Origin of the sequence: Actinomadura kijaniata (genome assembly GCF_014138665.1) — a bacterium.
GTDB classification, from domain to species: Bacteria; Actinomycetota; Actinomycetes; order Streptosporangiales; family Streptosporangiaceae; genus Spirillospora; species Spirillospora kijaniata.
The window spans coordinates 125,309-138,412 of record NZ_JACJIA010000014.1 but is presented as its reverse complement, the minus strand read 5'-3'; the positions used below and the strand labels follow the sequence as shown (position 1 = coordinate 138,412).

At 74.9% G+C, this 13,104-nt stretch carries 14 protein-coding genes; 6 read left to right on the top strand and 8 right to left on the bottom strand.

Features of this window, described 5'->3' with window-relative positions; genetic code table 11:
- Nucleotides 1-86 precede the first annotated feature (86 nt).
- The gene (locus HNR61_RS38385) at nt 87-1,580 is read left to right on the top strand and encodes a SulP family inorganic anion transporter (RefSeq protein ID WP_182848060.1); all 1,494 of its coding nucleotides are present in this window, start codon (nt 87-89) and stop codon (nt 1,578-1,580) included.
- Between the two features lie 19 nt (nt 1,581-1,599).
- On the opposite strand, the gene HNR61_RS38380 is transcribed toward HNR61_RS38385, so the two are convergent.
- Together HNR61_RS38380 and HNR61_RS38375 are read right to left on the bottom strand one after the other, a co-directional pair.
- Nucleotides 1,600-2,109, bottom strand: coding sequence for a DnaJ family domain-containing protein (locus HNR61_RS38380; protein ID WP_182848059.1), 510 nt, complete (start codon nt 2,107-2,109; stop codon nt 1,600-1,602).
- Between the two features lie 57 nt (nt 2,110-2,166).
- On the bottom strand, nt 2,167-2,505 hold the full coding sequence (locus HNR61_RS38375) for an ArsR/SmtB family transcription factor (protein ID WP_182848058.1): 339 nt from the start codon (nt 2,503-2,505) through the stop codon (nt 2,167-2,169).
- Nucleotides 2,506-2,608: 103 nt separating this feature from the next.
- On the opposite strand from HNR61_RS38375, the gene HNR61_RS38370 reads away from it, so the two are divergent.
- The gene (locus HNR61_RS38370; protein WP_182848057.1) at nt 2,609-3,676 is read left to right on the top strand and encodes a flavin-containing monooxygenase; all 1,068 of its coding nucleotides are present in this window, start codon (nt 2,609-2,611) and stop codon (nt 3,674-3,676) included.
- A 40-nt stretch (nt 3,677-3,716) separates the two neighbouring features.
- On the opposite strand, the gene HNR61_RS38365 is transcribed toward HNR61_RS38370, so the two are convergent.
- Nucleotides 3,717-4,085 (bottom strand): ArsR/SmtB family transcription factor, encoded by a 369-nt coding sequence (locus tag HNR61_RS38365; protein ID WP_182848056.1) that lies wholly within the window; start codon nt 4,083-4,085, stop codon nt 3,717-3,719.
- A 177-nt stretch (nt 4,086-4,262) separates the two neighbouring features.
- Here HNR61_RS38365 and HNR61_RS38360 point away from each other — a divergent pair, with 177 nt between their 5' ends.
- Both HNR61_RS38360 and HNR61_RS38355 read left to right on the top strand, forming a co-directional pair.
- Nucleotides 4,263-5,921 (top strand): FAD-dependent oxidoreductase, encoded by a 1,659-nt coding sequence (locus HNR61_RS38360; protein WP_182848055.1) that lies wholly within the window; start codon nt 4,263-4,265, stop codon nt 5,919-5,921.
- 3 nt (nt 5,922-5,924) lie between these two features.
- On the top strand, nt 5,925-7,178 hold the full coding sequence (locus HNR61_RS38355) for an MFS transporter (protein WP_182848054.1): 1,254 nt from the start codon (nt 5,925-5,927) through the stop codon (nt 7,176-7,178).
- 15 nt (nt 7,179-7,193) lie between these two features.
- Here HNR61_RS38355 and HNR61_RS38350 read toward each other — a convergent pair whose 3' ends face one another.
- Nucleotides 7,194-8,339, bottom strand: coding sequence for a PucR family transcriptional regulator (locus tag HNR61_RS38350; RefSeq protein WP_182848053.1), 1,146 nt, complete (start codon nt 8,337-8,339; stop codon nt 7,194-7,196).
- Nucleotides 8,340-8,455: 116 nt separating this feature from the next.
- Between HNR61_RS38350 and HNR61_RS38345 the strand changes: the two genes are divergently transcribed.
- Nucleotides 8,456-9,298 (top strand): alpha/beta hydrolase family protein, encoded by an 843-nt coding sequence (locus HNR61_RS38345; protein ID WP_182848052.1) that lies wholly within the window; start codon nt 8,456-8,458, stop codon nt 9,296-9,298.
- A gap of 31 nt (nt 9,299-9,329) precedes the next feature.
- Here the strand turns inward: HNR61_RS38345 and HNR61_RS50245 are convergent, their stop codons facing one another.
- A complete protein-coding gene (locus tag HNR61_RS50245; RefSeq protein WP_182848051.1) occupies nt 9,330-10,535 on the bottom strand; it encodes a glycoside hydrolase family 1 protein in 1,206 nt (401 codons plus the stop codon).
- Between the two features lie 108 nt (nt 10,536-10,643).
- Between HNR61_RS50245 and HNR61_RS38335 the strand changes: the two genes are divergently transcribed.
- Nucleotides 10,644-11,261 (top strand): TetR/AcrR family transcriptional regulator, encoded by a 618-nt coding sequence (locus tag HNR61_RS38335; protein ID WP_220510307.1) that lies wholly within the window; start codon nt 10,644-10,646, stop codon nt 11,259-11,261.
- Between the two features lie 72 nt (nt 11,262-11,333).
- Here the strand turns inward: HNR61_RS38335 and HNR61_RS38330 are convergent, their stop codons facing one another.
- The 3 genes from HNR61_RS38330 to HNR61_RS38320 form a co-directional block, all read right to left on the bottom strand.
- Nucleotides 11,334-11,777, bottom strand: coding sequence for a phosphatase domain-containing protein (locus HNR61_RS38330; RefSeq protein ID WP_182848050.1), 444 nt, complete (start codon nt 11,775-11,777; stop codon nt 11,334-11,336).
- Nucleotides 11,774-12,364: a CGNR zinc finger domain-containing protein gene (locus HNR61_RS50240; protein WP_182848049.1), complete on the bottom strand. Its 591-nt coding sequence runs from the start codon at nt 12,362-12,364 to the stop codon at nt 11,774-11,776. Before HNR61_RS50240 ends, HNR61_RS38330 begins: the two co-directional genes overlap by 4 nt.
- Before the next feature lie 87 nt (nt 12,365-12,451).
- Nucleotides 12,452-13,081: a LysE family translocator gene (locus HNR61_RS38320; protein WP_182848048.1), complete on the bottom strand. Its 630-nt coding sequence runs from the start codon at nt 13,079-13,081 to the stop codon at nt 12,452-12,454.
- Between the last annotated feature and the right edge of the window lie 23 nt (nt 13,082-13,104).

Sequence of the window (13,104 nt, the reverse complement as noted above, 5' to 3'; positions counted from 1 at the left end):
GTGCGCGCCTCCGGCCCGCACCCGACCGTCATCCCCCTCACCGCCACCCGCCCGCCGGGCGCGCACGAACCGATGTCTGGAGAGACTTGTCCCTGCCTGCCGTCCTGACGCGTTACGTGACGTCGGGGATCCCGGTCACTCCCAGGCTGCTGCGCACCGAGGCGCTGGCCGGGCTGGTGGTGGCGCTGGCGCTGATCCCCGAGGCGATCTCGTTCTCGATCATCGCCGGGGTGGATCCCGGCATCGGGCTGTTCGCCTCGTTCACCATGGCCGTCACCATCGCGATCGTCGGCGGCCGCCCCGCCATGATCTCGGCCGCCACCGGCGCGGTCGCCCTGGTGGTGGCGCCCCTGGCCCGCGAACACGGCCTGGGCCACCTGGTCGCCGCCGTCATCCTCGGCGGCCTCTTCCAGGTCGCGCTGGGCGCGCTCGGCGTGGCCCGGCTGATGCGGTTCGTGCCGCGCAGCGTGATGGTCGGGTTCGTCAACGCCCTGGCCATCCTGATCTTCATGGCCCAGGTCCCCGAACTGGTCGACGTGCCCTGGCCGGTCTACCCGCTGGTCGCCGCCGGTCTCACCCTGATGGTGCTGTTCCCCAGGGTCACCAGGGTCGTTCCAGCGCCGCTGGTGTCGATCGTCATCCTGACCGCCATCACCGTCGCCGCCGGGATCGCCGTCCCCACCGTCGGCGACAAGGGCGCCCTGCCCTCGTCGCTGCCGGTGCCGGGCCTGCCGGACGTGCCGTTCACCCTCGGCACCCTGACCACCATCGCGCCTTACGCGCTGGCGCTGGCGCTGGTGGGGCTGATGGAGTCGCTGATGACCGCCAAGCTGGTCGACGACATCACCGACACCCGCTCGAACAAGACCCGCGAGTCGATCGGCCAGGGCGTCGCCAACATCGTCACCGGGTTCTTCGGCGGCATGGGCGGCTGCGCGATGATCGGCCAGACCATGATCAACGTGAAGGTGTCGGGCGCCCGCACCCGCATCTCCACCTTCCTGGCCGGAGCCTTCCTGATGGTGCTGTGCATCGTCTTCGGCCCGCTGGTCTCCGACATCCCCATGGCCGCCCTGGTCGCCGTCATGGTGCTGGTGTCGGTGGGCACCTTCGACTGGCACTCGGTCGCCCCCGCCACCCTCAAGCGCATGCCGCCGGGCGAGACCATGGTCATGGCCGTCACCGTCGCGGTCGTGATCGCCACCGACAACCTGGCAGTCGGCGTGGTCGTCGGCTCGGTCACCGCCATGGTCGTCTTCGCCCGGCGCGTGGCGCACCTGGCCGAGGTCACCGCCGTCACCGACCCCGACGGCGCCCAGGTCGTCTACCGCGTCACCGGCGAGCTGTTCTTCGCCTCCAGCAACGACCTGGTGTACCGGTTCGACTACACCGGCGACCCCGACCAGGTGGTGATCGACCTGTCGGCCGCCCACGTCTGGGACGCCTCCAGCGTCGCCGCCCTGGACGCCGTCACCACCAGGTACGCCCAGCGCGGCAAGACCGTCGAGATCATCGGCCTCAACGAGGCCAGCGCCCGCATGCACGGCGCCCTGTCGGGCGAGCTGGCCGGCAGCCACTGACCGGCGGCCAACGACCGGCTCAGGCGGAGCCCTTCGCCCGGCGTTTCCACCAGTTCGACGGCGACCGGGTCCGTGACCCGCCCGGCCGCGGGGCGGCCTGCTCGGCGCGCGGCTCGGGCCCGCCGGGGGGCTCGGGGCGCGAGCGGCGCCACTCCTCGACGGCGCGCTCGACGTTGAAGGGCACCAGGGCGAGCGGAGGGCCGGGCGGCGGCGTCCTGATGGCCTCCACGATCTTCTTGTTGACCTGGTCCAGGATCGCCCGGACCTCGTCCTCGGAACGGGCCCGCGCCGCCTCCTCCCGCGCCCGCTCGGCCTCCTTGCGCAGGGCGAGCGACGGGGGGACGTAGGTCAGGTTCTCACTGCGCAGCTTCTGCTTGATCCACCACATCTCCTCCAGCGGCCGGCCGGCCCCGGGGATCGGCTTGCCCGCCCCGGGCAGGTCGTCGAACTCGCCGCGTTCGGTCGCCTCACGGATCTGCCTGTCGATCCAGGTCTCGAAGCTGACACCGATGGGTTTGCGCTCGGTCATGGGCGGGCGGACCTCCTTCGCAGCCGTCACCACCACCCTACGTTCGCCCTCAGAACGTCAGCAGGAGCCCTCGGGCGGGCAGCAGGTCCGCAGGTAGTCCTGGAGTTCGGTGAGGGAACGCTCCACGGCGGTGGCGTCGATGCGGTAGTGGACCTGCTTGCCGTCCTTGCGGGAGGTCAGCAGGCCGCCGCGGCGCAGCAGGGCCAGTTGCTGGGAGGCGGCGGGCTGGGAGATGCCCAGCCGTCCGGCGACGGTGCCCACGGTCAGCTCGACGCCGCCGGCGAACAGCTCCAGCGTCCTCTGGCGTTGCTCACTGGCCAGCGCCCTGAGGAACTCCCGCGCCCCGTCCCCCAGCCGGGCGGTCGTCTCCTCGGACGGGCGCGTCGCCTCGGCCATGCCCCGGCCTCCCGTCACCATCGCCTCCCCCGGGTCCGCGTTCCCACCCTACGCCGCCCATCAACATATTGACATATAATAAAATGACAATATGTTGGTGGGCATGTCCTCAGACGCCCCCTCCTCCGTGATCGTCGTGGGCGGCGGGCAGGCCGGTCTGGCCGCCGCCCACGTCGCCCGCACGCTGGGCCTGGAACCGCTGGTGCTGGAGGCCGCCGACCGGCCCGCCGGGTCCTGGCCGCACTACTACGACAGCCTGACCCTGTTCTCACCGGCCCGCCGCAGCGCCCTGCCGGGCCTCCCGTTCCCCGGCGATCCCGACGGCTACCCCGCCCGGGACGAGGTCGTGACCTACCTGGGCGACTACGCCTCCCGGCTGGACGCCGACATCCGCACCGGCCGGCGCGTCGAGCGGGTCACCGCCGGTCCCGGCGGCCTCGACGTCCTCACCACCGGCGGGGAGAGGTTCGCCGCGCCGATGGTCGTGGCGGCGACCGGCGCCTTCACGCGTCCGCACCACCCCCGGCCGCCGGGACTGGCGACCTTCACCGGACGGGTCCTGCACTCGGCCGGGTACCGCTCCCCGAAGGGCTTCGAGGGGCGGCGGGTGGTGATCGTGGGCGGCGGGAACTCGGCGGTGCAGATCGGCGTCGAGCTGGCCGCCGTCGCCCGCGTCACCCTGGCCACCCGGCGTCCGTTGCGCTTCGTGGCGCAGAAGGTGCTGGGCCGGGACATGCACCTGTGGCTGGCCTGGACGGGGCTGGACTCGGCCGGATGGGCGCGGCCGCTGCTCACCGGCGGCAAGGGCACCCCGGTGTTCGACACCGGCGCCTACCGGGCCCGGATCGCCACCGGCGCCCCCGACCGCCGCCCCATGTTCACCCGCCTCGACGGGGACCACGTCGTGTGGTCCGACGGAACGCGCGAGCGGGTGGACGTGGTACTGCTGGCCACCGGGTACCGGCCCGGCGTGGACTACCTCGGCGGCCTGGGCGCGCTGGACGACGCCGGGCGGCCGCTGCATCGCGGCGGGGTCTCCACCGTCCATCCGGGGCTGGGTTACGTGGGACTGGAGTGGCAGCGCTCGTTCGCCTCGGCCACGCTGCGCGGAGTCGGCGCCGACGCCCGCCACGTGCTGACCCGGCTGCTCGGGCGGGCTCGCGCCCGGTGACGGCCACCGCACGCCATCGACGTGGGGCGCCCCGGACGGTTCAGGACGTGAACGCGGGCAGGGCGAACAACCCCGACAGGCGGGTCAGCCTCTCGGGCACGACCCGGTAGTAGACCCAGGTCCCGCGCCGTTCGCCGTCGATCAGCCCGGCCTGGCGCAGCACCTTCAGGTGGTGGGAGATGGTCGGGGCGGTCAGCTCGAACGGACCGGTCAGATCGCAGACGCACGCCTCCCCGCCCTCGCTGGAGGCGATCAGGTTCAGCAGCCGCAGCCGGACCGGGTCCGACAGCGCCTTGAACACCCTCGCCAGTTCGGCCGCCTCCGCCTCGCCGAGCGTCGGGCCGCTCAGCGGCGCGCAGCAGGCCGCGCCGCCGGCGGTGACGTCTTCGATCTCCAGCAACTTCGACATGCTTCTAATTTGACATCCATCTATCCAGAGATGCAAACTCGACCCTGATTAGACAAACTTCAAAGCAGTGAGGTCGGTGAGGGAAACGCCTCGCCGACCCGGATCGCCCGCCTGCCGCGCCCGTCTCCGGCTCCCGCCCCTCCGAACCGTTCGCCACCTCAACCGCGAGGAGAGACCATGAGCACCACCGAGCCACAGGACCCCGCCGCGCCCCAGGCCGCCGATGGCGGCTGCTGCGGGGTGAACGCCTGCTGCACCGACGCCGAGCGGTCGACGGACCCCACCCGCACCGTCATCGAGGCCAAGACCGACGCCGGATGCGGCTGCGTCGCCGACCGGCGGGACGACGGGCTGCCCGTCGTGGTGATCGGAGCCGGGCCGACCGGGCTGGCCGCCGCCGCGCACCTGGCCGAACGCGGCCTGGACTTCCAGGTCCTGGAGGCCGGGCCGCAGGCCGGAGCGGCCATCGCCGGGTGGGGGCACGTGCGGCTGTTCTCCCCCTGGCGCTACGACACCGACGCCGCCGCCCGCCGCCTGCTGGAGGCCACCGGCTGGACCGCGCCCGCCCCCGACCACCTGCCCACCGGCGCCGAACTGGTCCGCGACTACCTGCTGCCGCTGTCGCGCGTCCCGCAGTTGGCCGACCGGATCCGCACCGGTGCCCGCGTGCTGGCCGTCACCCGCCAGGGCGTGGACGTCACCCGCACCATCGGCCGCGAGTCCCGTCCCCTGCTGGTGCGCGTCCGGTACGCGGACGGCCGCGTGCAGGACATCACCGCCCGCGCGGTCATCGACGCCTCGGGGACCTGGGGCCGCCCCAACCCGCTGGGGCATTCCGGACTGCCCGCCGTCGGTGAGCGCGAGGCCGCCGCCCACATCACCGGACCGCTGCCGGACGTGCTGGGCCGCGACCGCTCCCGGTTCGCCGGGCGCCACACCCTGGTCGTCGGCATGGGCCACTCGGCCGCCAACACCCTGCTCGCCCTGGCCGAACTCGCCCGGACCGAGCCCGGCACCCGCATCACCTGGGCCGTGCGCGGCTCCTCGGTGGCGCGGCTGTACGGCGGCGGCGACGCCGACGGCCTCCCGGCGCGCGGCGCGCTGGGCACCCGCCTCAAGGCGGCCGTCCAGAGCGGCGCGATCGAACTGGTGCGTTCCTTCACCATCACCCGCCTCGACGCCCCCGGCGGCCCGGACGGCGGTCCGGTCGCCGTCACCGGCACCACGCCCGAGGGCGAGCGCGTCCTGACCGCCGACACCGTGGTGGCCGCCACCGGGTTCCGTCCCGACCTGGACATGCTGCGCGAGGTCCGCGTCGAACTGGACCCCGCCACCGAGGCCCCGGTCAGGCTCGCCCCGCTGATCGACCCCAACTTCCACTCCTGCGGCACCGTGCCCCCGCACGGCGAACGCGACCTGGCCCACCCCGAACCCGGCCTCTACCTGGTCGGCATGAAGAGCTACGGCCGCGCCCCCACCTTCCTGATGGCCACCGGCTACGAGCAGGTCCGCTCCGTCGTCGCCGCCCTGGCCGGGAACCGCGAGGCCGCCGACACCGTCCGGCTCGACCTGCCCGAGACCGGCGTGTGCTCCACCGACCTGGTCACCGAGGACCGGGCCGGGAACACCGCCGCCGGTGAGGCGGACGGCGGCTGCGGCACCTCCTGCGGCACCGACGCCGCCCCGAGCGGCGTCGCCGAACCGGTCGAGGCGGCCTCCTGCTGCGGGTCGTCGCCCGAGCCGGTCGCCCTCGGCGTCGGCGCGCCCGCCGGGGTGGGGTTCGCCACCGGCCGCGTCCACGGCCACTCCGGCGACGCCGAACGCGGTGACTCCTGACCCGTGAGCGGCACTCCCCCCGCCCTCCCGGCGGCGGACCGCCCCGCCGCCGGGACCGGCGACCGCCCGCGCGGCGTGCTCACCACCCTGTGCGTCACCGAGATCACCAGCTGGGGCGTCCTCTACTACGCCTTCCCCGTGCTGGCCCCCACGATCACCGCCGACACCGGCTGGTCCGCGCCCGCCATCACCGCCGCGTTCTCCGCCGCCCTGGTCCTCTCCGCCGTGGTCGGCGTCCCCGTCGGCCGCCTGCTGGACCGTCGCGGTCCCCACCTGCTGATGACCGGCGGCTCCGTGCTGGCCACCGCCGCCGTCGCGGCGATCGCCCTCGCGCCCGGCCCGGCCTGGTTCGCCGCCGCCTGGGCCCTGGCGGGCGTCGCCATGGCGGCCGTCCTCTACCAGCCCGCCTTCGCCGCCCTCACCCGCTACCACGGCCCCGGCCGCCTGGCCGCCCTGACCACCCTCACCCTGGTCGCGGGCCTGGCCAGCACCGTGTTCGCGCCCCTCACCGACGCCCTGGCCGACCGGCTGACCTGGCGCCACACCTACCTGGTCCTCGCCGCCGTGCTGGCGCTGGTCACCATCCCCCTGCACGCCATCGTCCTGCGCCGCCCCTGGCCCGCCGCCGACCGCACCGCCGGGCACGACGCGGCCGGTGAGGCCGAGCATCGTCAGGTGCGCGCCATCACCCGCAGCCGTCCCTTCGTGCTGCTGGGCGTCGCCCTCGCCCTGTCGGCCTTCGCGATGTACGCCGTTCTGACCAACCTCATCCCGCTGCTCATCCACCGGGGCGCCAGCCCCACCCTCGCCGCCTGGGCGCTGGGTCTGGGCGGCGTCGGCCAGGTCGCCGGACGTCTGGGACACGGCTTCCTCGCCCGCCGCACCAGCGTGCGCACGCGCACCGCGGGCGTGCTGGCGGTCTCGGCCGCGACGACGGCCGCGCTGGCGGCCGTCCCGGGCCCGGCGGCCGCCCTCATCGCGATCGCCGTGCTCGCCGGTGCCGGCCGGGGCATCGCGACGCTGCTCCAGGCCACCGCCGTCACCGACCGCTGGGGTCCCGCCCACTACGGCGCCCTGTCCGGTGTCCTCGCCGCGCCCGCCACCATCGCCGGGGCCCTGGCGCCCTTCGGCGGCGCGGCGCTGGCCACGGCCCTCGGCGGCCATCCCGCCCTGTTCCTGGCCCTGGCCTCGGTCGCCGCCGTCGCCGCCGTCCTGTCGTTCGCCGGCGTTCCCCCGCGCGCCGAGCCGCCGCGGTGACCGGGAGCCGCGGCGTCAGCCGAGGGCGCGGGCGGTGACGGCGGCGTCGAGGAGGCGCAGCCCTTCGGGACTGGCCAGGTCCAGGCCGGTCAGCTTGGCGATCCTGGCCAGGCGGTAGTCGAGGGTGTTGCGGTGGATGCTCAGCTCCGCCGAGGCGCGGCTGCGGTTGTGGCCGTGCCGGACGAACGCCTCGACGGTCGTCAGCAGGTCGGGGCGGGCGTCCAGGGGGTCCAGCTTGGCGGCGAGCCCGGCGAGGGCCCGTCCGGGGCGGGCCAACTGGTATTCGAGCAGGACGTCGTCCAGGCGATAGAGGCCGGGCGGCCGGTCCAGGCGGCCGACCAGGTCGGCCACCGCTCTGGCCTCCTCCAGCGCGCCGGGAACGGCCGACCGTTCCGGCGCGGTCGCGACGGCGGCGGTGACCGGGCGTGCGGTCGCGTCGGCGATGCGCGCCAGCAACTCGGGCAGGCCCTCCGGGCCGGCGGGCGGGGCGGGCAGCAGGACCGTGCCGCCGTCGGCGGTGAGCGAGGCCAGCACGTCGGCCTGCTGGTGGGCGTCGAGGGCCGCCTGGACGCGACGGACGGTCCGGCGCGGATCGGACGGTCCGGGCTCCAGGGCGAGCAGCAGCACCAGGTAGGCGGGGGCGAGGGACACTCCGGACTGTTTGGCCAGCTCATCGGCCGGTTCCCCGGCCAGCAGCGCGGAGATCAGGGTGTGGCGCATGTCGCGGCGCTGGCCTTCGAGCTGCTGCTGCTCGTGCAGGTGGGCCAGCGCCACGGCGGGCAGGACCGCGGCCAGATAGCGCAGGGCGTGGGCGCCGTACCGGCGCAGCTCGTCGGCGGTGGCGTCGGCGGCGAGCCGTTCCCAGCAGGCCAGCGAACCGGCCAGGTACGCCGACAGCGCGGCGTCCAGCGGCAGCCCGTCGGCCGCGCGCCGCGCCGACCAGTCGATGACCTCGGTCAGCTCGGCCGCGTCGGGCGCGCGGTCCTCCCGCAGCGTCGTGGCGACCAGCCGGATCGACGCGGTGAACGCCCCGCTCACCTCGCCGTCCAGCGATTCGCGGGGGAGGTTCCGGTAGAACGGGACCTCCGCGGCGCACCGCTCGACCGCCGCGCGCGACAGCTCGGGCAGCCGGGCCAGCATGCGCTGCGCGAATCGGAACATCGCCCAATGTTCTCACGCGGACATTGCCCCGAATGCGCAGGGACAGCGCTTCCGGCGCGTGGCAGATTGTGCTTCCACCCAGGACCTCGTCCCTCTCACGAAGCCGAGGATGTCCCATGCGCCGCTCCCTGCCCCTCGCCGCGACGCTCGTCGCGGCGCTGCTCTGCTCCCCCGCGACCGCCGACGCCCGGACCGCTCCCGCCGCCGTTCACGCCGCGGACCGGTGGAACTCCCCCGGGCCCCACCCCGTCGCGGTCCGGCCCGGCCTGGTCACGACGCTCTACTACCCGGGCGACATCGCGTCGAGCGGGCGGCGGCACCCCGTCATCATCTGGGGCAACGGCACCGGGGCCACCCCGGGCGTGTACGACGGGCTGCTCCGGCACTGGGCCGGCCACGGCTTCGTCGTCGCCGCCGCCAACACCCCCGCCTCCAACTCGGGCCGGGAGATGCGCGCGGGCATCGACCGGCTCACCACGCTGAACGCCGCGGACGGCCCCTTCCGCGGCAAGGTCGACCTGGACCGCGTGGGCGCGACGGGCCACTCGCAGGGCGGCGCAGGCGCGATCAACGCCTCCGCCGACGACCGCGTCGACACGACCGTGCCGATCCAGCCGGGCCCGCTGGCCGGCGCCTCCTCCCTGCACGGCCCGGTCCTCTACCTGGCCGGGCAGAACGACTCCATCGTCCCGCCGTCGCTGGTGCGCGGCTTCTACGACGCCAGCGGCCACGTTCCGGCGGTCTACGCCGAACGCGCCGGCGCCACCCACTTCACCCCCACCGGCGACGGCGGCGGCTTCCGCGGGGTGACCACCGCGTGGTTCCGCTACCACCTGATGGACGACGCGCGGGCCAGAGGGGTCTTCTACGGCAAGGACTGCGGGATCTGCGCCGACAGCGCCTGGAGCGACGTCCGCCGCAACGCCCGGGTCGAGCCGGCGCCCGCGACCGACCGCTGACCCGGACGGGGAGAGGCCGCCGCCCGCGTCGTCAGTCGGCCCCTGGCAGAGTGCGGGTCCGCGCGAAGGCTCCGAGCCAGGCGGCGGACGGTTTGGGCGTTCGGGCGAAGGTACGGCGGTCGACGGCGATGAGGCCGAACGTCGGGGCGTAGGACCCCCACTCGTAGTTGTCCAGGGCGCTCCAGTGGAAGTAGCCGCGCACGTCGACGCCGTCCTCCATCGCCGAGCGCAGCGCCGCCAGCGCGCCGGTGGTGTAGGCGACGCGGCGCGCGTCGTCGTCGGTGGCGATGCCGTTCTCGGTGACGATCAGCGGGACGCCGGGAACGGTCGCGGCGGTGTGCCGCAGCGCGTGCCCCAGCGCCTCGGGGTAGTACTCCCAGCCGGTGAGGGTGCGTTCGGCGTCCTCGGGCACCGGCAGCGGGCCGTCCGGTCCGATGAGGTTGCGGGTGTAGGACTGGACGCCGATCCAGTCGTCCCGGCGGGCCGCCTCGAGGAAGACGTCCTCGTGCGGGTGCCGGAGGGCCGCCGCCACGTCCTCCGCCCCGGGAAGCGCCTGGTAGACCTGGTTGGCCACGGACCAGCCGGTGCGCACGTGCGGGGCGGTCTCCTTCACCGCCGCGGTCGCGGCGCGGTGGGCGCGGGCCAGCGCCTCGGTGACGGCGGCGTCGGGGAGCGGCATCCCCACGGCGGGGATCGCGCCGCCGCCCTCCAGCAGGGACCGGGTCGCGGCCATGACGGCGACGATGTTGGGCTCGTTGATGGTGCACACGTGCGCGACGCCGTCCTGGAAGACCGGTGCGGCCGCGCGGACGTAACGGGCGAACAGCTCGGCCGAGTCGTCGGCGGCCCAGCCGCCCCGCGCGGCGAACCAGCGCGGGCAGGTGAAGTGGTGCAGGGTCACCATCGGCCGCAGCCCGCGTTCGAGCGCGCCCTCGACCATCCGCCGGTAGTGGGCGATGGCGGCGGCGGAGAACTCGCCGGGCGCGGGCTCGACGCGCGCCCATTCGACGCTGAAGCGGTAGTCGGTGAAACCGAGCCCGGCCAGCAGGTCCATGTCCTCGCGCCAGCGGTGGTAGCTGTCGCAGGCGTCCCCGCTGGGCTCCTTGATGTGGGACGAGCCGAGGTCGCCGTGCTCCAGGGCCCACCAGTCGGAGTTGGTGTTGCCGCCCTCGATCTGGTGGGCGGCGGTGGAGGCGCCCCACAGGAAGTCGGCGGGAAGACGGAGGTCGGTGCTCACGGGTGTCCTTCGCGTCGGGACGTCGAACGGGCGCCGCGTCCGCGGCCGCCCCACCCTAGAAACAAAAACCTAGCAGCGCAAGGTTTTGGGGTGGCTAGACTACCCCGCGTGACCACCCGCCGACCGCGAGGCCCGTACGCCAAGTCCACGGCGAGACGGCGGCAGATCCTGGACGCGGCCCTGGCCCTCTACGCGGAGGCGGGCACCCGCGGGGTCTCGGTCCGGGAGATCGCCCAGCGCGTCGGCATGACCGACGCCGGTGTGCTGCACCACTTCGGCAGCCGCGAGGCGCTGCTCACCGCCGTGCTGGAGGCCCGCGACCGCGCCGACGCGGAGGCGTACGGCGACGTGCGGGAGGACCCGGGCGCGGCACTCCAGGTGATCGCCCACAACGCCGGCACGCCGGGCCTGGTCAAGCTGTTCCTGGACGTCGCCGCCGCGGCGGCCGAGCCCGGCCATCCGGCCCACGGGTACTTCGCCGAGCGTTACGAGCGCTACCGGGACGGGACCGCCGCGTTCCTGAAGTCCTCCGCCGAGGCTCCGCCCGTTCCCACCGCGCGGGCCACCCCGGTCGACGCCGCGTGGGCCGCCCGGATGCTGCTGGCCGCCATCGACGGCCTGCAACTCCAGTGGCTGCTGAACCCGGACATCGACATGGCCGCGGACCTGGCCGCCCTGCACCGCGTCCTGGCCACCGCCCTCGCCGACCGTTCCGACGACGGCTGACCGGCCGCCAGGCGAACACGACGGCCCGGTCCTTTCGGCGGCGCCTCGGCCCGGAGGTGGCGCGGGGCAGGGTCAGGCCGCCGGGAAGCGGGCCACCCAGCGGCGCTGCCATGGTGTCTCCACGGCCTTGGGGTGGTGGTGCCGGCGGGCCCACGCGACCGCGTCCGCCGGGTCCAGCCCGGACAGGATCGCGAGGCAGGCGATGACCGTGCCGGTGCGGCCCACGCCGCCCCCGCAGGCCACCTCGGCCGCCGCGCCGGACCGGGCCTTCTCGTGCAGCGCGCGGATCTGCCGGACCGCCTCGCCCGAGTCGCGGGGCAGCAGGAAGTCGGGCCAGTCGATCCAGGTGTGCGGCCAGGACAGCGTCCCCTCGTGGCGGCGGCGCAGCCGCGCGGAGCCGAGGTAGAGCCCGACCTCGGGGGCGGGGCCCTCGGGCAGGGGGCGGCGCAGGCCCCGGCCGCGGATCCAGGTGCCGTCGGGGAGCCGGATGGCGTCGGTCAGCGGCGATGTGATCATCGGGTCACGTCCTCCAGGTGGTGTCGTCGTGCGCGGTGGTTGGCGACGTTGACGCGGTTGCCGCAGAGGTCGGGCATGCAGTAGCGGCGGCGTCCCGCCCTGCTGGTGTCGACGAACACGCCCCGGCAGCCCGGCGCCTCGCACGCGCGGAACCGGTCGTGTCCCAGTGCCCGCACCGCGCCCAGCAGCCCGACCGCGACGAACGCGGCCAGCTCGTCGGCCAGCGGCGCGTCCGGCGCGGTGGGGACCCGCCACTGCCACCGGCCGTCGTCCCCGCGCTCCAGCACCGGGGCCTGCCCGGCGCGCCGGATCAGCACCGACGCGCCCGCGACGGTCTGCTCGGCGGTCTCGGTCTCGATGACGCCCCGGACCTCGCGGCGCAGGAAGTGCACCTCGCGGACGTCCTCCTCGGTCGGCGGGCGGCCGCCGGCGAGGGCGTCGAGGCGCAGGCCGCGCTCCGCGAGGAAGGCCGCCAGCGCGCCCGGACCGGGCAGCGCGTCCCCCGTGACCCGGACGGTGGGCGAGGTGGTGACCAGGTCGGTCGCGACCGCCGCGCCCGCGGCGTAGTCGTTGATGGGGATCTTCACGGCACCTCCGCGTAACCGGTGTAATAAAACTATAACCCTTACGAGGCGCCGTCGGCACCCGTTCGGGAACGCGGTGCCGCGCCGGTCTCAGATGGCCGCCGCCACGACCCCGAGGCCGAGCAGGGCGAGCAGGGCGGAGCTGGTCCAGTGCAGCCCCTGCGTGACCGCGGGGCGGCGCAGCCAGGCCGCCGCCCGGGCCGCGGCGACGGCCACCAGCGCCAGCCATACGAAGGCCACCACGGCGTCGATCACCCCCAGCACCATGATCGAGAAGGGGGTGACGTCCCCCGCCGGGAGGAACTGCGGGACGACCGCCAGGAAGAACAGTCCGACCTTGGGGTTCAGCAGGCAGGACAGCAGCCCCGACCGCAGCGCCGGGCCGACGCCCGCCGCCGCGGGTTCCCGGGGCGGCTCCTCGTCCGGCCCGTGGCGCCGCGCGCGGTATCGCAGCCCCGTGACGCCGAGGTAGAGCAGGTACAGCCCTCCGGCGATCTTGAGTGTGGTGAAGGTGGCCGCCGACCGCTGGAGGAACGCCGACAGGCCGAACGCGACCGTCGCCGCCCACAGCAGCGAGCCGGCCCCCGAGCCCGCCGCCGAGGCCATCCCGTCCCGCACGCTCGACAGCCCCCAGCGCAGCACCAGGAACGTGTCCGGTCCCGGGGTGATCGCGAGGACCAGGCACAGGCCCGCGAAGGCCAGCAGTCCGGCGACGGTCACGAGGGCTTCTCCCTGGAGTGGGT